The organism is Bradyrhizobium sp. 23AC, from assembly GCF_054863025.1.
On record NZ_JAVAYN010000003.1, the window covers coordinates 104,482 to 126,174 of the forward strand.

Here is a 21,693-nt window from a genome sequence, read left to right on the forward strand (position 1 = left end):
CGGTTGAGGGCCGTCTCGTCAACTGAAAAGGGACCGTTACTGAAAACGGTCTGTGCGGCCTTTTGCCCTTTTTCGGACCATCTTCGCAAGCACAGCTTTAGCCCATGTTGCACTGCCAAGGAACTATCATGCGTTTAGCCCTTTACACCGGACTAATACTGGTTGGCGGTTACACCTGCCTGACCCCGGCGCTCGCCGCCGATCCCACCGGCGACTGGCGGGTTGCCGACGGCGTCGCCAACATTCGTGTCGCCCAATGCAATGGCAGCATGTGGGGCGCGGTTTCCTGGGAAAAGCAGCCCGGCGGCCGCGACGAGAACAATCCGGATGCCTCGAAAAAGACCAGGCCGACGCTGGGCATGGCGACGCTGATCGACATGAAGAAGAAGCCCGGCGCCGATCAGTGGGAAGGGCAGGTCTACAACGCCAAGGACGGCCAGCTCTATAGCGCGACCATCACGCCGGCCGGCGCCGACCAGCTCGAAATCAAGGGCTGCGTAATGGGCTTCCTCTGCGGCGGCGAGACCTGGACCCGGGTCGGCCCGCCGATCCCCTTGAGCACCGCCAATGCCATGGCCAAGGGCGCGCCCAAGTCCACCGGCGCGGCGCCGAAGGCTCAGGGCACGATGGGCGCGACAGCGGCGCCTGCTCCGGCGGCGGGGACCCAAAAGAGCGCCACCGCCCCCGCCAAGCCGGGTCCGAAAGGTGCCGCCGACCCGGTCGGCGACATCTGCCTACTCCCTGAGATTGCGGGGTTTGCCCATTAGGGCCGGCTGGAACAGCAGCACGGCGGCGAGCGTCGTCACCAGCGAGAGTGCCAGCAGCTTGCCCATGCTGGACGTGCCGGGATGGCTGGACAGCCACAGGCTGCCGAACGCGGTCGCCGTCGTCAGCGCGCTGAAAAAGATCGCACGCGTCAGGCTGGTCTGGAGCAGGTTTGTCCTGCCCGAGCGCCATGCCACGACATAGTAGATCTTGAAGGCGACGCCGACGCCGAGCAGCAGCGGGAACGCGACGATGTTGGCGAAGTTGAGCGGCAGGCCGATCAACACGCAGATCTCGAGCGTCACCGCGCCAGCAACCAGCAGCGGCACCAGCGTCATCAGCACGTCGACGAAGCGGCGCAGCGTGATCCACAGCAAGAGGCCGATCACCAGCAGCGCGTAGATGCCGGCGTGGATGAACGCCCGCACCACGGTGTCGCCGGATTTCAGGATCGAGACCGGCCCGCCGATCGCGGTCGGCTCGGCAACGAGCACCGCCGCCGCAAATTTGCGCAGCGTGTCGTTGTCGTTGGGATCGCCCTTGGGCAGCGCCTCGACGCGGATGATGCCGTCCTTGCTCTTCCAGGCGCTGACGAGATCGGGCGGCAGTGAGCTCAGGGTGACAGGCCCGGCCTGCATCGCGTTCCTGAGCTGATCGAACACGATCTTCATCGGCGTGACGAACACGTCCTGCGCCTTGTTGCGCGTGGCCTCGTCGCCATTGGCGAGCTTTTCGAGCGCGTCTGCCAGACGGCGCGAGGCGATCGAGCCCGGCCCCTTCGCATCGCCCGCGGTCCGGCGCAGATTGTCGACCGAGGATTTCAGCGCCTCGACGTTTTCCTTGTCGGTCGGCGCCGCATCGATCTGATCAGGGTTGAGCGCGGGATTCAGCACCTTGGCGCCCTGCGCGAGCAGCTTCAGCTTCGGCGGCTGATCCTCCGGCACGAAGCTGTTGAGCGACATCACCCGCAGCACCTCGGGCACCTTTTCGAGCTTCGCCTCGACCTGCCTTGCCTGCTCCTCGGACGTGGTCATCACGTTGATGGCATTGGCGCCGGTGTTCGGATCCTTGCGCAGGTCGAGGAAGGTCGCGATCGATTCGGCCCTCGGGTTGCGCAGGTTCATCGGGTTGAAGTCGAACTTCATGAAATAGAGTAGCGGCAGGCCGGCGAGCGCCAGCATCAGCGTGCCGCCCACGACCAGCACGCGGTGCTTCTCCAGAAAGTGATCGAGCGGCGCCAGGAAGGCGTAACCGACCGGCTCCTTCTCGCCGGGCGGATTCAGCAGCTTCAGCATGGCCGGCAGAACGGTGATCGAGGAAAGGAACGCCACCAGCATGCCGACGCCGGCGATCTGGCCCAGCTCCGCGATGCCCTTGTAGTCGGTCGGCATGAAGCAAAGGAAGCCGGCCGCGGTCGCCATCGCCGCGAGCGACAGCGGCACCGCCGAGCGCTTCGCCGCCAGCACCAGCGCGCCCGTGAGATCGTTGTGCTTGTAGCGCTCGGAGCGGTAGCGGACGCTGTACTGGATGCCGAAATCGACGCCGAGGCCGACGAAAAGCACCGCGAATGCGATCGACAACAGATTGAACGATCCGACCATCATCAGGCCGGCCGCGGTCGTCAGCGCGAGGCCGACGAAGAGATTGACGAACACCGCGAAGATGATCTTCGACGAATGCAGCGCCAGCCACAGGATGAGCAACACGACGAGCACCGTGCCGACGCCGTTGACGACGGCGCCTTCCTGGACTGTCGCGTATTCCTCGTTGGCGATCGGCACCGGGCCGGTCAGCCGCACCCGCGCCTGGTATTTGGTCGCAAAATCCAGATCCACTGCCGCCTTGCGGATCGCGTCGGTGGCATCCTTGCCGGGCTCCAGCGCGTTGTAGTCGAGGATCGGCTTGAACTCGATGAAGGCGCGCTTGTCCGAATCCTTCAGCGGCTCGTCGCTGACGAGCTCGCGCCAGGAGAAGCTCGCATTGCCCTTGTTGAGCACGGTCTCGACCGTCTGCGCGATCAGGTTGAACGGACGCTCGGTGTTGTCGAGCTTGACCTGGCCGCGCTTGACGCCGGCAAGTCCCGTCTCCAGCGCGCCGGTCAGGCCGCGGATCGAGGGATCGCCAGCAATGATCTCGATCAGGGGCGCTGCAGATTCGAATTGGCTGGTGATCTTGCCGACCTCTTCGGTCGGCAGGAACAACAATCCGTTCTTTTCGAAGAACTCGCCGCTGCCGAGTTGCTGCAGGGACTGGAAGTTGGTCTTGTCGTCCTTCAGCCTGGCATAGAGCGCGTCCGCCGCTGCGCTCGTCATCTCCGGGGTCCGGGCCTCGACCACAGCGAGGATCGTTTCGTTTTGATCGAACGCCTTGTCGAACTGCTGGTCACGCTTGCGCCAGTCGAGATTCTGGGAAATCAGCGAATTGATGTCGGTGTTGATGGCGAAGTGGCGCGCAGCGTAATAGCCCGCTCCCACCGACAGCAGGAGCCCGAGAACGACGACGAGGGAGGCAAACCGGGTGCAGGCCCTGACGATGGCAACGACTACGCTTTGCAGCACTTCTTTTCTTTCTGCGGTTAACAGCTTGCCGGAAACGCCCGCTGTTTATCGGAGTTCCCGGGCGAAACCTATTGCTGTTTTGAGAGGCTCTCGCCGCCAGAAGGTTCGAGGTAAACGGCGGCAGACCGTGGCAAAATCAAGCGGGGCGGTGGGTATAGCCGGGGAGTTGAGGCGGGAAAGTGACGAAGGGCTGGTCACTGATGTCGCTGGCTTGCATACACCCACCTCTCTACTATAATACCGTAAAATCGGGCCTAGCAGGGAACTCAGGTCCATTCGGCCTTTCCTTACCGCCGATTTTTTGACACAAAGTATTGCGCCTCCATGCGCCGGAGCCCCGACGGGGGTGGGTGGCTACCGCGGGCGCGGACCAATGGTGCGGATATTGCAACGCATTGGTCAGTATCGGGGTGCCGCCGGAAACTTACGAAGCGGATTGGTGCAACTTGCGTGATGGGCGTCCAATGGAAGTTTATCTGGCGCAACCGCGCGGCTTCTGCGCGGGCGTGGTGCGTGCGATCGAGATCGTGGAACGGGCGCTGGAGAAGTATGGCCCGCCCGTCTACGTGCGCCATGAGATCGTGCACAACAAATACGTGGTCGAGAGCCTAAAGAACAAAGGCGCCATCTTCGTCGAGGAGCTGTCCGAGGTGCCGCCGAAGGCGGTAACGGTCTTCAGCGCTCACGGAGTCGCCCGTAGCGTCGAGGAAGAGGCCGCCGCGCGCGACCTTCCCGTGCTCAATGCCACCTGCCCGCTGGTCACGAAAGTTCACAATCAGGGGAAGCGCTACATCACCAAGGGCCGCACGCTGATCCTGATCGGCCATGCCGGCCACCCCGAGGTCGAGGGCACGATGGGCCAGGTTCCCGCCCCCGTGCTGCTTGTCCAAAGCGTTCAAGAGGTTACGGCCCTGACGCTGCCGGCTGATACGCCAGTGGCCTACATCACCCAGACCACCCTGTCGGTCGACGACACCAAGGATATCATCGCGGCCCTTCAGACCCGCTTTACAGATATTCAAGGTCCGGATATCCGGGATATCTGCTATGCGACACAGAACCGCCAATCTGCGGTAAGGGACTTGAGCAAGCTGGTCGACGTGATCTTGGTGGTGGGCGCTGCCAATAGCTCGAATTCGAACCGGCTTCGCGAAATCGGCACCGAAGCCGGCGTCGCGAGTTATTTGATTGCCGACGGCAGCGAGCTCAATCCGGAGTGGTTGAAAAATGCCAGGACCGTCGGCATCACGGCCGGCGCTTCGGCGCCCGAGGTACTCGTGGATGACGTGATCGAAGCGATGCGGCGAATCGGACCGGTCAAGGTCCAGGTGTTGCCGGGCCGCGAGGAAAACATCGAATTCCGGCTTCCGGCCCAACTGGCTGCGAGCTGACCCACCCGAATTCCAAGCCCAGAAAGAAACTTTGTAATGGCTATCCCCTTCTTCAAGGAAATGCGTATCGGCGGCTATTTGCTCAAGCAGAAACTGCTTGGCCGCAAGCGCTATCCGCTCGTGCTGATGCTGGAGCCGCTGTTTCGTTGCAACCTCGCCTGCGTCGGCTGCGGCAAGATCGATTATCCGGATGCGATCCTCAACCGCCGCATGACGGCGCAGGAGTGCTGGGACGCGGCCGACGAGTGCGGCGCGCCGATGGTTGCCATTCCCGGCGGCGAGCCGCTGATCCACAAGGAGATCGGCGAGATCGTGCGCGGCCTCGTTGAGCGCAAGAAGTTCGTCTCGCTCTGCACCAACGCGCTGCTGCTCGAGAAGAAGCTCGATCTGTTCGAGCCCTCCCCGTATCTGTTCTTCTCCGTGCATCTCGACGGCCTGAAGGACCATCACGACAAGGCGGTGTCGCAGAAGGGCGTGTTCGATCGCGCCGTCTCCGCGATCAAGGCGGCCAAGGCGCGCGGCTTCACCGTCAACGTCAACGCCACCATCTTCGACGGCCATCCGGCCGAGGAGATCGCGAAGTTCCTCGACCTCACCGTCGAGCTCGGTGTCGGCGTCTCGATGTCGCCCGGCTACGCCTATGAGCGCGCGCCGGACCAGGAGCACTTCCTCAACCGCACCAAGACCAAGAAGCTGTTCCGCGACGTCTTTGCGATGGGCAAGGGCAAGAAGTGGAATTTCATGCATTCCGGCCTGTTCCTGGACTTCCTCGCCGGCAACCAGGAATACGAGTGCACGCCCTGGGGCATGCCCGCGCGCAACATCTTCGGCTGGCAGAAGCCCTGCTATTTGCTCGGTGAAGGCTACGCCAAGACCTTCAAGGAGCTGATGGACACCACCGACTGGGAGACCTACGGCACCGGCAAATACGAGAAGTGCGCCGACTGTATGGCCCATTGCGGCTACGAGCCGACGGCGGCGACCGCAGCCCTCAACAACCCGCTGAAGGCGATGTGGGTGTCGCTGCGCGGCATCAAGACTTCGGGCCCGATGGCGCCCGAGATCGACATGAGCAAGCAGCGCCCGGCACAGTACATCTTCTCGGCGGAAGTGCAGAAGCGCCTGTCGGAGATTCGCAAGGACGAGGCCGAGGCCGCGCAGGCGAAGGCCGCACAGAAGGCTTCGACCGCCGCGTAAAGCGCCAATCATATTTACAACCGAGAAAGGCCCGATCGCGAACGCGACCGGGCCTTTGTCTTGTGCGCCGTTAGACGAGCGGCCCGTGTCCCGGACGCGCTGCAGCGCTCTTTGCGCTGCTGCGCAGAGCCGGGACCCAGCAGCCGCGTGCCGTGTCGATGCATGGGCCCCGGCTCTGCAGCGCATCGTCGAAGGGACGCTGCGCTGCGTCCGGGGCGCGAGAGGAGATCGAGTCATTCTCTCTCGCCGTCATTGCGAGCGCAGCGAAGCAATCCAGACTGCTTCTGCGGAAAAATTCTGGATTGCCTCGCTGCGCTCGCAATGACGGAGTGTGCGGCACCAGCTTGCTTCTCCATCAGCGCTCTTCATCGCAGACACACCTTCGCATTCCCGCGGTGCATTTGCCCGGGTTATGCGTCTCGTTCACGCCCCATGAAAGCCAGAGGGCGCAGGGAAGGCCGGGCGCCGGCGGCACCCGCGGTCCGCGTGCATGGAAAAACGCACACGGGGTGGACTACAGGTGTTGCCGGTCGCCCGGCCTTCCCTGCGCGATGGTTTTAACGGTGTCCTTCGTGCTCTCCTCGGGGAGCGTTGCACTGTTGCCCCCGTCGCCTTTGCGATTGATCGATGCGCGCCCGGTCGGGCCGCCGCATCACCGCAAGGCTTGACGCCAGCCTGCGGGCGTCAGGACCACACGACTTCTCCGTCCGCGGACGGTCTGGCCTGATCGCCGAGAGCTAGCGTGTGCTCGCCCCCGACGACGACCAAAACCGCTGTGACCACGCCGTTCGTCCCGCGATGCGCATGACTCACGGTTGCCCGCCCTGTCATCGCCTCTCGCGCCGGCGCTGCTACCGCACCCCGACCCGCATCTCGTGACGATCGCGAAGCGCCCCTCTGGGAGGGCCGGGATAATCGCCCTATGCCACAAATCCGAAATTCGGTAAAGTGGAATATTTTTGCTGGAAGGGATTGACGGGTGTTCGCCTGTTTTGCCCGACGGGTCATTTCGACCAGCCGCTTGCCGCGCCACTCGCCGTCATTCCGGGGCGCGCAGCGCAAACCCGGAATCCATCGCGCGCCACCCTGCGGCCCAATGGATTCCTTCCTGCGACAATTCGAAAAATAACCCCATGCACAGTAGAAGCGTAGGATGGGTTGAGCTCTTCGCGAAACCCATCACCACCCAACATCAGTCGATAGGTTTCGCTTCGCTTTACCCATCCCACCATCTAAGATTGTACTAGGTTTCAATCAACCTTGGAGTCTCGGCCTTTGCGCGCCTCATTTCTCGTGCTCGCACTGCTGGTCGCGGGCATATCCCCGGAAGCAGATGCTCAGCCATTCCACGCAGGCGTCGCGCGCATCACAGTGCAGGACGTTGTCCCGTTTGACACACTGGTTGCGTATCCGACAGAGGTGACCGAAGTTTCCTTTCAGGATGGACCATACACTCTGGCCGCTAGCCGCGATGCGCCGATTGCGGCCAAGACACGTTTTCCGATTGTTCTCTTCTCGCATGGCGGAGGGGGAACGATCAAAGCGGGAGGCACTCCGCTGCCCTATGCCGATCTTCTAACGTCGTTGGCGCGCGAAGGTTTTGTCGTGGTCGCACCGTATCACCCGGGATCCAAGCGCCCTCGCGAGGCGCTCGAAGATCGACCACGCCAGATCCACAAGGCGCTCGATGCCATGTTGGCCGACTCCCGTTTCGCGACGCATGCCGATCCAAATCGCCTTGGCATGATGGGATTCTCTTACGGCGGCGCCGTCACCCTGATCATTGCGGGCGCAGCTCCCAGCTTGGCTCACTTGGCGACCTACTGCCGAGACCGCACAGACGACCCGATGGCCTGTGATGGCATCCCGACTGACGGCTCCCTGGCCAACGCCGTCGGCAGGAGGTCGTCGGATGCGCTCGCCGTGAAGGCACTCGTCTTGTTGGAGCCGTGGGGCTCCTTGTTCGATCGAGATGGGTTAGCGTCGTTGGAAATGCCGACGTTGCTCTATCGTGCGGAAAGCAGCGCTCTCAAGGCTGACGGCAACATCCTCGCTCTTGCGGCGGGATTCCCTCATCCGCCGCGGCAAGAGACCGTACCGGGCGGCCATTTCATATTCTTCGGACCATGCCCTCCCGCGCTGGAAGCTGAGGCGCCCGCCGTCTGCAAGGATGCTCCCGGTATCGACCGGGCAGCGGTCCACCGACGGATCAAGATTGAGATTGGGGACTTCCTGCGCCGGAAGCTGTAGCTGGTAGGATGGGTTGAGCTCTTCGCGAAACCCACCACCCGCACCAAACGATGGGTTTCGCTTCGCTCTACCCATCCTACGAATTCTACTGCATGAGCAGCGCCCGGCGCGGCGCGAACGAGAAGGCCCACGAACTGCTGAGCTCTCCGCGCTATTACAGCTCCATAAATGCATCATTTTCGTAGCAAAAAACGAAAGCCGCAAATAGTTCATCCAGGGTCGCGTCAGGCTTTTGCCGGCGCGCATTGGATACGATGTCTTGCAGGGTTGTTACGGGCATTACCTGCATCAGATCATGTCGTTTTGCGAATTGAGGAATCCCGGCATCAGGCTCATCTTCCAATTCTGGTGGCACCTCGTCGCTTTCCAACGTCGCGGATTCGGAATCTAAACTCCATGTCCTGCCACTCGGAAGATAGACCCACGCACGGGCAGAGCGGTTCATGATCGTCGCGATCACGGTCCGAAAGCTATCTATTTGATCAATATCCATTGCCACCTAACTTTCGTCCACCGCCCCAGATCTGTCTTCCACCCAGTCGGTCGAGGTGATGCGAGTTCGGAATCGGCCACAAACAGAAAAGGCCCGGACGCCAATGGCGACCGGGCCCTATCTTTATCGATCGACGACCCGCTCAGGCCGCCTTCGACACCAGTGCCTCGCTCTCGACGAGCTCGGTGCCGATCAGATAATCTCGGCAGCCACGCAGGCTCCGCAGGGCGCGGTTGAAGTCGATGCCGGTCGAGACCAAGGCATGCAGGGTTGCCGGGTTGCGCACGATACCGCGCAGCACGGCGGCGAGGTCGATCTGGCCGTTCGGCTTGATCGCGGCACGGGCGAGCGCCGGCAGCGCGCGGTGGGCGGGATCGCTGATGACGCGGACCGCGGCAAAGGGCAGCCCGGCTTCAGCGGCGTAGGCGGCGGCGATGTGGCTTTCCATGTCGACAGCCGAAGCGCCCGTCTCCGAGTGCAGCGCCGCCTTGCAGGCGCGCTTGGTGACCACTTCCTCGGCACCGGCGAGGCTGCCGCGCACCACGCGGCGACGGCCCGAGGTCAGGCGGTCGATCAATTCGTCGCCGAGCGAGAGCCCTGCGGCCCAGCGGGTGTCGCCGTCGAGCACCTCAGTCGCCAGCACGACGTCTCCGGAGCGCAGGCTCGGGTCGAGCCCGCCGGCCACGCCGAACGAGATCACGCCGCGAATCGTCTCCGGATCCACCACCGTCAGCAGCGCCCGCAACTGGGTCGGGCTGCTGGATGAACAAATAACCGCCATTCCGGGCCCAGCTGCGATGCGGGCCTCCTGAACCAGTCCGGTCACGATCAGTATCGGCCGCGGGTCGATGGCATTACCCACGGTAAAATAGTCCCCCGTCCCCAAAGTCACATTCCGACCCCTACCACCCTGCTGTTGGTGTTCCGCAAGTTCCGATACCGCGCCAGTGCCCACAGCGGAAAGAACTTTGGGTAACCATGATACCGCAGATAGAACACGCGGGGGAAGCCTGTGGCGGTGTACCGCTGCTCGTCCCACAGTCCTTTTTCGTTCTGTGTTGCAATCAGGTACTCCACCCCGCGGGCGACGGCCGGATGATCAACCTCGCCTGCCGCCATCAGGGCAAGCAAGGCCCATGCCGTTTGCGAGGCGGTCGAGGGGGCGGCCTCCCATCCCCGGTAGTCGAGGCGGTAGCTGACGGCATCCTCGCCCCAGCCGCCGTCCTCGTTCTGGATCGAGGCCAGCCAGCCGGCAGCCTTCCGAATCATGGGGTCCTTGTGGTCGACCCCGGCCATGTTGAGGGCACAGAGCACCGACCAGGTTCCATAGATGAAATTCATGCCCCAGCGGCCGTACCAGGACCCCTCGGGGTGCTGGGTCTTCCTGAGGTAGGCGACCCCGGCAGCCACGTGCTTGCTGGTTGTCTCGGTCTCGCCGAGCTGGGCCAGCATCGAGATGCAGCGCGCCGTGACGTCCTCGGTCGGCGGGTCGAGCAGCGCGCCGTGGTCCGAGAACGGGATGTTGTTGAGGTAGTATTCGAGGTTGTTGACGTCGAAGGCCGCCCAGCCGCCGTCGTCGCTCTGCATGCCCTCGATCCACTCCCGGCCGCGATCGATCGCCGCGTCGTAGCCGGTGGCACCGTGCTCCCTGCGCATGCGGTCCATCGACATCACCACCACGGCGGTGTCGTCGAGGTCGGGGTAATGCGCGTTGTTGTACTGAAAGGCCCAGCCGCCCGGACGCACGTCGGGCCGCTTCGCCGCCCAGTCGCCCTTCACCTCGAGCTCCTGCTTCGGGATCAGCCAGTCGAGGCCCTGCTTGGCCGCCGGCACCGCCTTGTCGCCGCCGGCTTCCAGCAGCGCATGCGCCGTCAGCGTCGTGTCCCACACCGGCGAGACGCAGGGCTGGCAATAGGCCTCGTCGTCTTTGATCACGAGCAGCTTGTCGATGCCCCGGCGCGTGATCGCGCGCGGCGGGAAGTTCTCATCCTTGCCGAGCGCGTCGTACATCATGACGATGTTGGCCATGGGCGGGTAGATCGCGCCCATGCCGTCCTCGCCGTTGAGCCGCTCCTCGGTGAAGGCGAGCGCCGCATCGATGGCGCGCTTGCGCAAGGCCTTCGGGAACATCGGCTCGATCACGCGCAAGACGGCGTCGAGCGAGCGAAACAGCACGAACCAGGCCATGCTCTGGTGCGGCGCCTTCGCGGTCATGCCGATCGAGCGCGGATCCTGCAGGAACAGCTCGTCGATGCCGACGCCCTTCGGGTTCCTCGCGCGCGGCTTCAGCGCTGCGAGCACCATCAACGGCACCATGGTGGTGCGCGCCCAGTATGAGATCTTGTTGAGGTGGAACGGCGACCAGAACGGCAGCAGCACGATCTCGATCGGCAGCACCGGCACCGCGCGCCAACTCACCACGCCGTACATCGCAAGCAGGAAGCGCGTGAAGACGTTGCTGTTGATGGCGCCGCCGCGGGCGTGAATGGCCTCGCGCGCACGCACCATGTGCGGAGCGTCGACGGAATCGCCGATCATCTTCAGCGCGAAATAGGCCTTCACGCTGGCGCTCATGTCGAACTCGCCGTCATGCACCAGCGGCCAGCCGCCGTGGGCGCCCTGCACGCGGCGCAGATAATTTGCGATCTTGGCTTCGAGCACGGCATCGACCGGCTCGGCGAGATAGTGGCGCAACAGGACGTATTCGGCCGGAATCGTGCAGTCGGCCTCGAGCTCGAACACCCAATGGCCGTCCGCCTGCTGGAAGTCGAGGACGCCCTGCGTCGCCGATGCAATGCTCGATTCCAGGATGCCCGATTGCAAGATGCCCGATTGAAGGGCTTCGCGGCTGGTCGCGTTCACGGAATCCATCTCGCTCGATTGCTCCGATAGTCGATTGAAATTGGCCGGGACGTCTGCCCGTCAGGGCCGCCTTTCAGGATCCTTTGGCGGCGAGAACCAGATCGGCGGCGCGATCACCGGATCGAACCGATCCCTCGATGGTTGCAGGCAATCCCGTAGCAGTCCAATCACCCGCAAGAAACAGGTTTTTCAGCGCAGTGACCGGCCCCGGACGCAGGGCATTCTGCGCCGGCGTCGCCGCAAATGTGGCACGGCGCTCGCGCACGATCTGCCAGGGGGGCAACTCGCCGGAAACGCCGCCGGCCTTGCAGACGTCGTTCCAGATCGTCTGCGCGAGTTCCTCACGCGGCATGTCGACCAGACGGTCGCTGTTGCTGATGGTGACGGACAATCGGTTCGGGAACGCGAACAGCCACTCCACGACGCCGCCGATCACGCCCAGGATCGGCGCCGAACCCGCCGGCGGTGTGATCCGGAAATGCGCATTTACGATGGCGCGGTATTCGGTCGGCGTCTTCACGCCCGGCAGCAGGCTCGCAGCAGCACGCGGCGGCACCGCCATCACGACGACATCGCCCTCCCCGATCTGAACGACATCCTCGCCGCCGAAATTCAGCGCAGTCGCCTTGCCGTCAGTGCTGGTGAAGGACCGCAGCTCATGGCCGAGCTGAACGGTATGGCCACGGTCCTGCAGGAACTTCACGGCCGGCTCGATCAGCACGGCGCTGAGGCCGTCGCGCGCGATCAGGGGACGGCAGGCCTGTCCGCCGGCAAGCAGCGTCTCGCGCACGATGGCGCCGGCAAGCCCGGCCGAGCCCTCGGGCGGATCGACGTTGAGCGCCGCGAGCAGCAGCGGCTGCACCAGACGCTGATAGAGCACGCCTTCGCAAGGAATGGATTTGCCGACCAATGTGTCTTCCGACGCCCAGATCAGCGGCGCCAGTTTCAGATAATCGGTGAGGCCCGTGTCGGGCACGCGGCGGCCTTCGTCGAGCACCCAGGTCGGCAGACGACCATTGCCGAGATCGATCTGCCAGCGCTGCCCGGTCTTGATGTCGACGAACGGAAACTGCGCACTGTCAGGGCCGACGAGGCCGGCCTCGCTGCCGATCGAACGTGCATAGGCACGCGCGTGGCTGTTGCCCGACAGCAGCAGATGATTGCCGTTGTCGATGGTGAGATTGGTGGCGCCGTCGAAATAGGAACGGCAACGGCCGCCGGCCTGCTGCGTCGCCTCGTGCACGGCGACCTTGAAGCCGGCATTGGCGAGCCGCACGGCGGCGGAAAGGCCGGAAATCCCGGCGCCGATGATATGTGCTGTCTTTTGCATCAGATGAAAGCGTAGCGGAGCAGGATCAGGATACGTGTGACCTTTGACACACGCACCGGCTGGCGCGGCGCGTTGAAGCCGCGCGCAATCAGGAGATCCAGAATGGAATGATAGTATTTCGACATGATCCGCGGCGCGCGCACCGTGCGGCGCTTGTTGCGGTTCATGATCTCGTCCGACTTCTCGAAATGCGCCTTCGCACGCTGCGTCAGCGGCAGGCAGACCTTGGGCAGCGCGCGCTCGGCGATCACGCGGTTCGGATCGTCGGAGGTGATGCCGGCATGCAGCAGCGCCTCGCGCGGCAGATAGAGCCGGCCGAGGCCGGCGTCTTCGTCGATGTCGCGCAGGATATTGGTGAGCTGAAGCGCGCGGCCCAGATGATAGGCGAGCTGGATGCCGTCTTCCTCGGGCAGGCCGAACACCCGCACCGACAGCCGTCCGACGGCGCTGGCGACGCGATCGCAATACAGATCCAGCGTCGCCATGTCGGGCGCGCGGATGTCCTGCGGCACATCCATCTCCATGCCGTCGACGATGGCGAGGAAATCCTCTCGCTTGAGGCCGAAGGTCTTCACCGAGCCGACGTAGTCCCTCAGCCGCGGCGGCGGATTGCCCTGATAGAGCGCGTCGATGTCGTTGCGCCATTCCTGAAGCGCGGCGAGCCGCTCCGCGCGCGGGCCGTCGGAATCGGCGATGTCGTCGACCTGGCGGCAGAAGCTGTAGATCTGGAACATCGCTTCGCGCTGGTCATGCGGCAGGATGCGCATCGCGGCGTAGAACGAGCTGCCGGATGCGGTCGAGCCATAATTGGCGCCGGGCGAGGTCGCCTCAAGCGTCATGTGCAGTCCCCGGTCTGGAAATGGCCTTGCGTCCAATTGCGCGGCGGCCGGCCTCACTGAACATTCCGGCAAGGCTGAAGATGAGCAGTTCGAACTTGTTCAGGTGCACCCGCTCGCGCAGGGGATCGCGCACCTTGAGCAGGCGCACGATGCGATCGGCATAGGCCTGGATCACCGCGACGTCGACGCCGAGACGAAAATCCCGGATCTCCGCAGCGAGCGCCCTGCCCTCGTCGAGCAGCGCTTCGTTGCGCACGGCCAGCGCCTGCAGGCAGGCCAGCATCGCCGGCGGCGACTGCGAAAGCCCGAGCTGCTCGACGGAGGCACCGTGTGCTGCCAGCGCATCGCGCGGCAGGTAGACGCGATTGAGCTCGCGGAAATCCTTGCCGCAATCCTGGAGGTGATTGTTGATCTGGAGGGCGGCGCAGAGCGCATCCGATGCGGCCCAGGTCGAGGTGCTCTCGCCGTGGACATCGAGCATGAAGCGGCCGACCGGCATCGCCGAGTAACGGCAATAGTGGATGACCTCGTCCCAGTTCTCGTAACGCAGCTTGGTCACGTCCATGCGGAACGCGATGAGCACGTCAAGCGCATGGCGCGGCGCCATGCCACGCTCGGCCAGTGCACGGCGCAGGATGACGGCCTCAGCCTGGGTGTCGCCCTTGCCGAGCAGCTCCGCCTCGAGCAGGTCGAGATAAGCGAGCTTCTGGTCGGGCGGCAGGGTCGCGTGATCGGCAATGTCGTCGGCGGTGCGGACGAAATTGTAATAAGCCAGGATCAGGGCGCGATGACGCGGATGAATGATCCAGGACGCGACGGGAAAATTCTCGTCGCGGTCACCCTTACCGGATCGCAATTCGCTCGCAGAGGTCATCGAGGGCTGGTTTACAATCGTTTGGACAGGAAGGGCTTCTTCGCTCGCGCGGGCTCATGCCGGCGATCCGCCGCGGCCCCCATATAGGGGAATACGACCGCAAAACCAATCCTGTCTCTCGATGGCTGCCCTTCCGCGGATCGGGCCCGAAAAGGCGGCCCGGAGGGCCGCCTTTTGTGAGCCAGTGGCCGAGCTTACTGGTTGTGGGTCTTCAGGACCTGGTCGCAGGCCTGCGAGATCTTGGCCCGGTTCTCCTTGAGGCAGGCCAGGATGGTGAAATCGCCCTGGTCGATGACCGGGCGGCAGAACTTCTGCACGTCGCGCGTGCAGGCCTTCTGCTCGGCGTCCGTGCCGCGCCCTGCCTGGGCAAAGGCCGCCGTCGAAAGGGATGCCGACAGCAGGGTGAGAGCGACGAGAAGCTTACGCATTGTATTCCTTCATTCTGACGGCAGAATCGCACCGGACCCGGACTGCACAGGGCGGACGACCGGAACGGATTGTTCTGATGGCAAGTCGCCGCGGGAGGTGCGGCCTCAGAGAAGGCACAAGCACTGGCAAATGCGGCCAAATTGGCGCCACGCCCACCAAATCAGGTCTTCCCTGCGCCTTCATTGGCAGATGTAAGAGATTGATACTACGTCATAATTCGGAAGCACTGCGTTTTACTGCATACCTGTTGCAGAGCTGCATCTGTCCGCCCCGCCTTTCCCGCCGGAAACACGCAGAAACAGGGCAAATCGACCGGTCCAGGTCTGGCGAGAGACGTCGTGAACCGCCATCTCTGGCGGCCGGGCTTTGAACCTGACACTGGCTCGGAGCACTAAACTTTCGATGTGGCGAGACGTTATCACGCGTAAGCGGGCGTCGTTCCAAAACGGGATATTTGAGATGAAATTCTTTGGGCGATCTGGACTGGCAATCAAGGCGGCCGGCATCGGGGCGGCGCTGCTCTTCTCGGTTTCGGCAGGCCACGCTCAGTCGTCCGGCCCCTTTGCCGGTTTCGACGGCGCGTGGACCGGCACCGGCACGGTGTCGCTGTCCGACGGCTCCACCGAGCGCATTCGCTGCAAGGCCGACTACAAGGTCGCCGGCAGCGGCCTCAATTTGAAGCAGGCTCTGCACTGCGCGTCCGACAGCTACAAGTTCGACCTCACCAGCGACGTGACGAGCCAGGGCGAGCGCATCTCCGGAAATTGGAGCGAGTCCAGCCGCAATATCTTCGGCAACCTCCAGGGCACCGCCGGCGGCGGCCAGATCGACGTGTTCGTCGAGGCCAACGGCTTTGCCGCCAATCTGTCGCTACGCACCAACGGCACCAAGCAGACGGTGCAGATCAGCTCCAAGGGCGAGATCCGCGGCGTCAACATCACCATGACGAAGAGCTGATTTCGTCCAGCTTGAATGGAATCATAGCCCCCGGTTCTCGCGAGCCGGGGGCTTTTTGCTGGCATGAACTCACCCGGAACGGACTTGCCGAGATGGACCCGATACGCAGACATCTGCTCAAGGCCGCCGGGCTCTTCGTGGCCACTCGCGCCTTCGCCAATGATCAGCAGGGAGCGAACATGCAGCCTTCGTCCGTGAAGCCGCGTCACGTGCTCTGCTTCCTTGGCAAGAATGAAAGCCTGCTGCGACCGCCGAAGGCGGTGGCCGAGACGATCGCCGATTTCGGTTTCGAGATCGACCGCACCCATTCGCAAGCAAAGCCCGATCCGCACATGGAGCGGTCGTTCGGTGTGTGTTGGGACCGCGTCTTCCCGAAGGCATGGTCCGCATCCGACGAAGCGGCCGTGGCCAACCACAAATCAGTCCTCTACGTGCTGGGCCCGCCGATGGCTCAGCAGAAGACGGCCGCCTTTTCGGCCGCCGCCTTGCAGATCGTGGACGAGATGTTCGACGCCGGCGCCGTGGCCGCAAAAGGCGAAAGCGCCGGCATTGCCCACGGCGTCGCGCGGTGGCGAAGTCTCATGGATCAGGCGCGCAAGGGCTCCATCACCAGCCACGGCCTGAGCATGACCCCCGCCGTCACCAAGGCCTGTCGTCTTGCCTTCGCCAAGCGCCCGCTTGCCGGCGATCGTTATTACGAGACCGTCGGCTATCACCTCGTCGGCCTGCCGGAGGTCCATGTCGCGAAACCGCTCGGCAACGAATGGACCGCGGTGATGCTGATGGAGGAAATCGCCAACGCCATGGCCGAGCGCGGGATCGATGCAACGCTGCGCGATCGCAAGCTCACGCTGTCGCACCAGCAGGACTACGCCGAGAGCGATTTCAAGTTCAATCCGTACGGTATCGTCCGGCTCGACGCGTGAGCGGGACAGCCACGACGAGCAGCCCGAGCAGTCCGTAGGCACCTGCCAGGACCAGGATCAGGCCGCTGTCGCCGGCAGTGTCGATGGCAGCGCCGGTGAGCGGGCCGCCCAACATTCCGCCGATGCCGCTGGCGAGCGTGAAGGCCGCGCTGCCCGCCAGCAAAGTCGGGCCGCCGAAACGATCGCCGAGCTCGGCAAGCGCGACGGTGGTGACGCCGTATGCGCATGCACCCCAGACGAACAACAGTATGAACAACATGAGCAGTCCCTGCTGGACGGCAATGGCGAGCAGGACAGCGCCGGCTGCGGTCGCGGCTGCAAGCCCCAAAAGCACGAGCCGCCGCGGACACCGGTCTGCAAGCCAACCGACCGGCACTTGCAGGAACACGTTGCCACCATTGAGCAAGGCAAGGCCGATTGCCATCGCCTGCTCGGAATATCCGTTCCTCATCCCGAAGGCCGGCAGAAAGGTCAGCGTGGCATGATCGAACAGGGCAAAAGTCGCGACCGCCGCGAGAAGCACGGGCGCGCGCGGAAGGAAGCTCGTGATCGGCGTGCGCTCCTTGACGGAGAAGCTGGGCAGCCGCGTCGCGAAGATGGCCGTGATCAGCGCAGCGGCGAGCAGGGCCAATATGCCGACCGCGAATGGCCACCACCCCGAGGAGCCCGTAAGCGCAAGCGCGAAGGGCCCAAGCGAGAAACCGGCGGCCAGCACGGCCGCATAGAGTCCCATGACGCGGCCGCGATAGACCGGCACAGCGATCTCGTTCAACCACGCCTTGTTGACGATGTAGAAGCCGCCGATGGCGAGACCAAGCACAAACCGCGCCGGAAACCAGATCCACAGCGTGCGAAAGACCATCATCAGGGCGAGCGCGGCGGCCGCGATCAGGGCAAGCCCGACGGCAGCCTTGTAGGCACCCGTTCCCTGCACAAGACGCGGCACGCAAAGCGCGGAGCTCAAAAGCCCGATCGGCATCATCGCGGCATTGGTGCCGATCAAAAGGCCGCTGAATTGCTCTCTCTTGAGAACGAGAGCGAGCAGCGGCGACGACAGGCCGACCGCGACCGCGAACACGCCCACCGTTGCGGTCACGAGGGCGACCTTCGCCCAATCCGGCGCGGACGCGCCAGGTCCGGCCGTTCGAGCCAGGCTGGCAGGAGTCCGATCCGGCGCCTCGACGCTGTCGATGCCACCTCCAGACGCCGCCTCATCAGCCGGCTCAGCGGGCATGTCGCCCTTCCTCAGAACTGAGGCTGTCGCCGAAGTTTCTCCGCGCGCCATCGCTCGCACGCCTGCTTGTTGAAACGACAATATCAGCTGGGGCCGTTCACAGCTCTGGTTGAACAGGCTGGCACAGCAAAGGTTCGTTCAGCCGTGAAGAAAGATCGGCAGTTCCGCGCAGACGCGGGTGGGCTCTCCCGGAATCGCGCGGACGCCGTGGTGCGAAGCGATGGCGACTAGATCGCCGGCTTGTCGGTCCCTTGCAGCTTGGCGTGCAGATTGATCAGCCACATCGCCGTCGGCCGCAGGATGAAGAGGTCGGCGACCAAGGCCATCACCATCGAGAAGGCGCTGAGCCAGCCGAACAGCCGGAGCGACGGCAGGTCGGAGAACACGGTGACGACGAGGCCGCAGGCCAGCACCACCGTGGTCAGGATCAGCGCCGGGCCGACCAGCACGGTCGCCCGCTCCACCGCGAGCGCCGAGCCGACGCCCGGCTTGCTCTCGAGCCGGAGGCGGTTGAGGAAGTGGATGGTGGCGCTGAGGCCGAGACCGAACGAGACCGTGAGCGCGACGACGCTGGCGAATTGCAGGCCCTCGCCCATCGCCCACAGCACCGTTCCCGACATCACCACCGGGAAGATGCCCGGCAGGATGCAGGCGAACATCACCACCCAGGAGCGGAAGGCAAGGCCGATGAAGATCGCGACCAGCGCGAATTCGACGGTGAGCCCGCGGTTCAGCTTCTCGATCATGCTGGCCGAGTTGCGCGCGGCGATCGCGGCAAGGCCCGTCACCGCGACCTCGTAGCCCGGATGCTTCTTGCGGACGGCGTCGAGCTCGGCATCGAGCTTGTCGACGATCGGCAGGAGCTGGCTGGAATCCTTGTCCGGCACGCGGCCGGCGACCACGACCGCGTCCTGCTCGGCGTCAATGAAGCGCCGCACCAGATGCTCGGGAATGACGCTGACATATTCCTTCAGCGTCGCGACGTCGGCGCTGCCGGCCTTTTCCGCAAGCCAGCGGCGCAGGGTCTCGACCGACCAGACGTTGCCGACACCGGCCGCCTTCTCCACGGTCGCATGCACGTCCGCGATGGTCTGCAGCGTCTCCGGCGAATAGAGCGATTCACCCTTGGGGAACTGGATCAGCACATTGACCGGGTTGGCGCCGGTGAGCTTGGCATCGAGCCGGTTGCTGGCAGCGACCGCCTGACGCTTGTCCGGCACCTGGTCGGCAAGCCGGTAGCGCGGCTCCAGATTGGCGTAGATGACGCCGAGGCCGCCGACGAACAGCACCGCGATCAGGCTGAACAGGCCGGGCCGGCCCACCATCCGCACCGCGATCCAATAGCAGAAATTGCGCAGCGCCTGGACGCCGGCATCCGCGCTCTGGAATTTGACCGCAAACGTCTTCTCGTTGCGCACGAGCAGCACGCCGAACACCGGCACCAGCGACAGCACCGCGACCAGCGCGATGATGGTAGCGGCGAGGCCCGCTTCGCCGAACTTGCGGATCAGGTCCGAGTTGGAGAACTGCAGCGCGATGAAGGAAATGCCGGCGGTGCCGTGCGTCAGCACGCAGGCCGGGCCCACCACCAGCACCGCGTTCTTGAACGCGGTGAACTTGTCCTGGCCCGCGATCAGCCGGTCGCGCGCGGCGAAGGTGAGCTGCATCGAGTCCGAGAAGCTGATGACCATGATGAGCGGCGTCATCACGTTCAGGAACATGTTGAGATTGAAATTGGCCCAGCCGAGCGCGCCGAGCGCCAACAGGATCGCGATCATCGGCGGGAACGCCGCGGCGACCATGAATGAGATCTTGCGGAAGAAGATGATGGCGATGATGCAGCCGGCGAGAATGCCGAGGATGTTGTAGGTCAGCCCGTCGCGCTCGACGGCATTGCGGATCTCGAGCTGCATCACCGGCACGCCGGAGAGCTGCACATTGAGACCGGTGTCGCTGAGATCCTCCTTCATCAGGGCGCGGATGTCGCCCACGGTCTTGGTCAGCTTGCTGGACGCCACCACCTCCGGATCGAGCGACAGCACGATCAGCGCCAGCGTGCCGTCTTCCGACAACAGCTTGCCGCGGATGATCTCGTTGTTTTTGACGGTCTCGATGAACTTGTCGTAGTCGGCGCCCTCGGGCAGTTCGGCCGGGAACAGCGCCGCCGGCAGCTTGCCCGGTGCCGGCGCCTGGCGTGCCGAGAACAGCGAGACCAGCCCGCGCGTGCCTTCGACCAGTTGCAGGTCGGTGACGAAGTCGCGCAGCTTCTCCAGATTGTTCCGGGCCAGCAGGTTCTTGCCCTCGACCACGACGAGGACGTCGAATTCCTCGGCCGGGAACTTCTTCGTGACCTCTTCATATTGGTGGAATTCGCGACTGTCGGAGCGAAACAGCTGCGACAGTGAATCGTCGATCTTGATCCGGTGGATGCCGAACACAGCGCCGACGATCAGGACGAGCAGGACGATGCAGGAGACGATCGGCGCCCGGACGGCGATCAGCCCGATGCGCTCCAGCCCGAAGGCGATCGAGGACGTAGGTCCCTGCTCGACCTTGTCGACATGAACCTCATTCTCGCTGTGCTTTTCGAGCATGCCTTATCCAGTTCCTAAATCGGCTCGGTCTGAGAGCTTATTGCGCCCCGCGAACGGCTTGAAAACGCCATACAAATGGGAGGCTTGCCCTTTGAAAATGCGCGGAAAATCGCCGCGAGGGGTTTAGCAGGTGAACCGGTCTTTTCGCAAGCAGGCGAAGTGTGGCCGAATCGATCAAGAAGTGGCGATCTGGGCCGGGGATGCCCGTCATTCGGGCAACGCCGTGCCAATTCGACGCGGCGCGCGGTCCGCGCTCTCGTCCTTCAGCGCCACGCCGCTGACCTGCCGGGCCAGCCCCTCGCGGACCAGCCAGGCGATCTTGAAGGCGGCCTCGTCGTAGCTCAACCCAGCGTAGTGAATGTTCGACACGCAATTTCGCTCGGCGTCGGTGCGGCCGGGCTTCGGCGCAAAGGTCAGGTAGGCACCGAGGCTGTCGGGTGCGGACAGGCCCGGCCGCTCGCCGATCAGCATCAGGGCCATGCGCGCACCGAGAATGGCGCCGATCTCGTCGCCGAGCGCGACTCGCGCGCCTGAGGCGACGACGACATGGTCGATCGCGACATCATCCCCTTCCGCCAGCAGCGGCAGCAGGCGCCCCGCCAGGGCCACCGCATGGGCGTGGACTGCCGCCGCGGACAGGCCGTCGCCGATCACGAGCCCAAGCCGGCACGGCGCCGAGGCCGCTCGCGCCAAGACCTCGGCCGAGCCGGGGTCGAGCCGTCGTCCCAGATCCGGCCGCCGCAGATAGTCTTTGCGGTCGACCGCCTGGCTCCTCACCTCGGTGACGGCAAGCCCCAGCGCGCCGAGATCGGCGGCCAGACGCGGCGCATCGAAGGCGGCATGCACGGCATCGCGGGCGCGGGCATGATCGAGCGTGAAATCGAGCAGCGCCTTGGTCGGTACGCTCGCGCCGCTGCGGCCGAGCGCCACGCGCGCGGGCGTGAACGCCCGCAGATCGAGGGTCGGACGGCGCGGCAGGGCCGGATCAGACATG

At 64.2% G+C, this 21,693-nt stretch carries 17 protein-coding genes; 6 read left to right on the plus strand and 11 right to left on the minus strand.

Annotated elements, in window-relative coordinates:
* Window positions 1-128: 128 nt before the first annotated feature.
* Window positions 129-767 carry a DUF2147 domain-containing protein gene (locus RAD10_RS08920; protein ID WP_461617156.1) on the plus strand — a complete coding sequence of 213 codons (639 nt, stop codon included), beginning with the start codon at window positions 129-131 and terminating at the stop codon, window positions 765-767.
* Here RAD10_RS08920 and hpnN read toward each other — a convergent pair.
* On the minus strand, window positions 735-3,323 hold the full coding sequence (gene hpnN, locus RAD10_RS08925; RefSeq protein ID WP_461617157.1) for a hopanoid transporter HpnN: 2,589 nt from the start codon (window positions 3,321-3,323) through the stop codon (window positions 735-737). The genes RAD10_RS08920 and hpnN overlap by 33 nt on opposite strands.
* 464 nt (window positions 3,324-3,787) lie before the next feature.
* Here hpnN and ispH point away from each other — a divergent pair, with 464 nt between their 5' ends.
* The 3 genes from ispH to RAD10_RS08940 all read left to right on the plus strand — a co-directional run bounded on the left by ispH (window position 3,788) and on the right by RAD10_RS08940 (window position 8,161).
* Window positions 3,788-4,714, plus strand: a complete 927-nt coding sequence (gene ispH, locus RAD10_RS08930) for a 4-hydroxy-3-methylbut-2-enyl diphosphate reductase (protein ID WP_018315702.1) — start codon at window positions 3,788-3,790, stop codon at window positions 4,712-4,714.
* 36 nt (window positions 4,715-4,750) lie between these two features.
* Window positions 4,751-5,911, plus strand: a complete 1,161-nt coding sequence (gene hpnH / locus RAD10_RS08935; RefSeq protein WP_091953349.1) for an adenosyl-hopene transferase HpnH — start codon at window positions 4,751-4,753, stop codon at window positions 5,909-5,911.
* 1,275 nt (window positions 5,912-7,186) lie between these two features.
* Window positions 7,187-8,161 (plus strand): alpha/beta hydrolase family protein, encoded by a 975-nt coding sequence (locus RAD10_RS08940; RefSeq protein ID WP_461617158.1) that lies wholly within the window; start codon window positions 7,187-7,189, stop codon window positions 8,159-8,161.
* A 154-nt stretch (window positions 8,162-8,315) separates the two neighbouring features.
* On the opposite strand, the gene RAD10_RS08945 is transcribed toward RAD10_RS08940, so the two are convergent.
* The 7 genes from RAD10_RS08945 to RAD10_RS08975 all read right to left on the minus strand — a co-directional run bounded on the left by RAD10_RS08945 (window position 8,316) and on the right by RAD10_RS08975 (window position 14,987).
* On the minus strand, window positions 8,316-8,654 hold the full coding sequence (locus RAD10_RS08945; protein WP_461617494.1) for a DUF7716 domain-containing protein: 339 nt from the start codon (window positions 8,652-8,654) through the stop codon (window positions 8,316-8,318).
* A 142-nt stretch (window positions 8,655-8,796) separates the two neighbouring features.
* On the minus strand, window positions 8,797-9,609 hold the full coding sequence (locus RAD10_RS08950) for a phosphorylase (RefSeq protein ID WP_104462325.1): 813 nt from the start codon (window positions 9,607-9,609) through the stop codon (window positions 8,797-8,799).
* Entirely contained in the window at window positions 9,543-11,525 is a 1,983-nt protein-coding gene (gene shc, locus RAD10_RS08955; RefSeq protein ID WP_461617159.1) for a squalene--hopene cyclase, read from the minus strand. Before shc ends, RAD10_RS08950 begins: the two co-directional genes overlap by 67 nt.
* A gap of 64 nt (window positions 11,526-11,589) precedes the next feature.
* Window positions 11,590-12,846 carry a hydroxysqualene dehydroxylase HpnE gene (gene hpnE / locus RAD10_RS08960; RefSeq protein ID WP_461617160.1) on the minus strand — a complete coding sequence of 419 codons (1,257 nt, stop codon included), beginning with the start codon at window positions 12,844-12,846 and terminating at the stop codon, window positions 11,590-11,592.
* On the minus strand, window positions 12,846-13,685 hold the full coding sequence (hpnD, locus tag RAD10_RS08965; RefSeq protein ID WP_091953365.1) for a presqualene diphosphate synthase HpnD: 840 nt from the start codon (window positions 13,683-13,685) through the stop codon (window positions 12,846-12,848). The genes hpnE and hpnD overlap by 1 nt, the downstream gene beginning before the upstream one ends.
* Window positions 13,675-14,559 carry a squalene synthase HpnC gene (gene hpnC / locus RAD10_RS08970; protein WP_461617161.1) on the minus strand — a complete coding sequence of 295 codons (885 nt, stop codon included), beginning with the start codon at window positions 14,557-14,559 and terminating at the stop codon, window positions 13,675-13,677. Before hpnC ends, hpnD begins: the two co-directional genes overlap by 11 nt.
* Before the next feature lie 194 nt (window positions 14,560-14,753).
* The gene (locus RAD10_RS08975; protein WP_028143219.1) at window positions 14,754-14,987 is read right to left on the minus strand and encodes a hypothetical protein; all 234 of its coding nucleotides are present in this window, start codon (window positions 14,985-14,987) and stop codon (window positions 14,754-14,756) included.
* Between the two features lie 460 nt (window positions 14,988-15,447).
* On the opposite strand from RAD10_RS08975, the gene RAD10_RS08980 reads away from it, so the two are divergent.
* Both RAD10_RS08980 and RAD10_RS08985 read left to right on the plus strand, forming a co-directional pair.
* Window positions 15,448-15,945: a hypothetical protein gene (locus RAD10_RS08980; protein WP_091953368.1), complete on the plus strand. Its 498-nt coding sequence runs from the start codon at window positions 15,448-15,450 to the stop codon at window positions 15,943-15,945.
* A 92-nt stretch (window positions 15,946-16,037) separates the two neighbouring features.
* Entirely contained in the window at window positions 16,038-16,871 is an 834-nt protein-coding gene (locus RAD10_RS08985; RefSeq protein WP_461617162.1) for a hypothetical protein, read from the plus strand.
* Here RAD10_RS08985 and RAD10_RS08990 read toward each other — a convergent pair.
* The 3 genes from RAD10_RS08990 to eutC all read right to left on the minus strand — a co-directional run bounded on the left by RAD10_RS08990 (window position 16,837) and on the right by eutC (window position 21,692).
* Window positions 16,837-18,105: an MFS transporter gene (locus RAD10_RS08990; protein ID WP_461617163.1), complete on the minus strand. Its 1,269-nt coding sequence runs from the start codon at window positions 18,103-18,105 to the stop codon at window positions 16,837-16,839. The two genes, RAD10_RS08985 and RAD10_RS08990, sit on opposite strands and share 35 nt — an antisense overlap.
* A 227-nt stretch (window positions 18,106-18,332) precedes the next feature.
* Window positions 18,333-20,699: an efflux RND transporter permease subunit gene (locus RAD10_RS08995; protein WP_028143222.1), complete on the minus strand. Its 2,367-nt coding sequence runs from the start codon at window positions 20,697-20,699 to the stop codon at window positions 18,333-18,335.
* Between the two features lie 207 nt (window positions 20,700-20,906).
* The gene (gene eutC / locus RAD10_RS09000; protein ID WP_461617164.1) at window positions 20,907-21,692 is read right to left on the minus strand and encodes an ethanolamine ammonia-lyase subunit EutC; all 786 of its coding nucleotides are present in this window, start codon (window positions 21,690-21,692) and stop codon (window positions 20,907-20,909) included.
* Window position 21,693 lies beyond the last annotated feature (1 nt).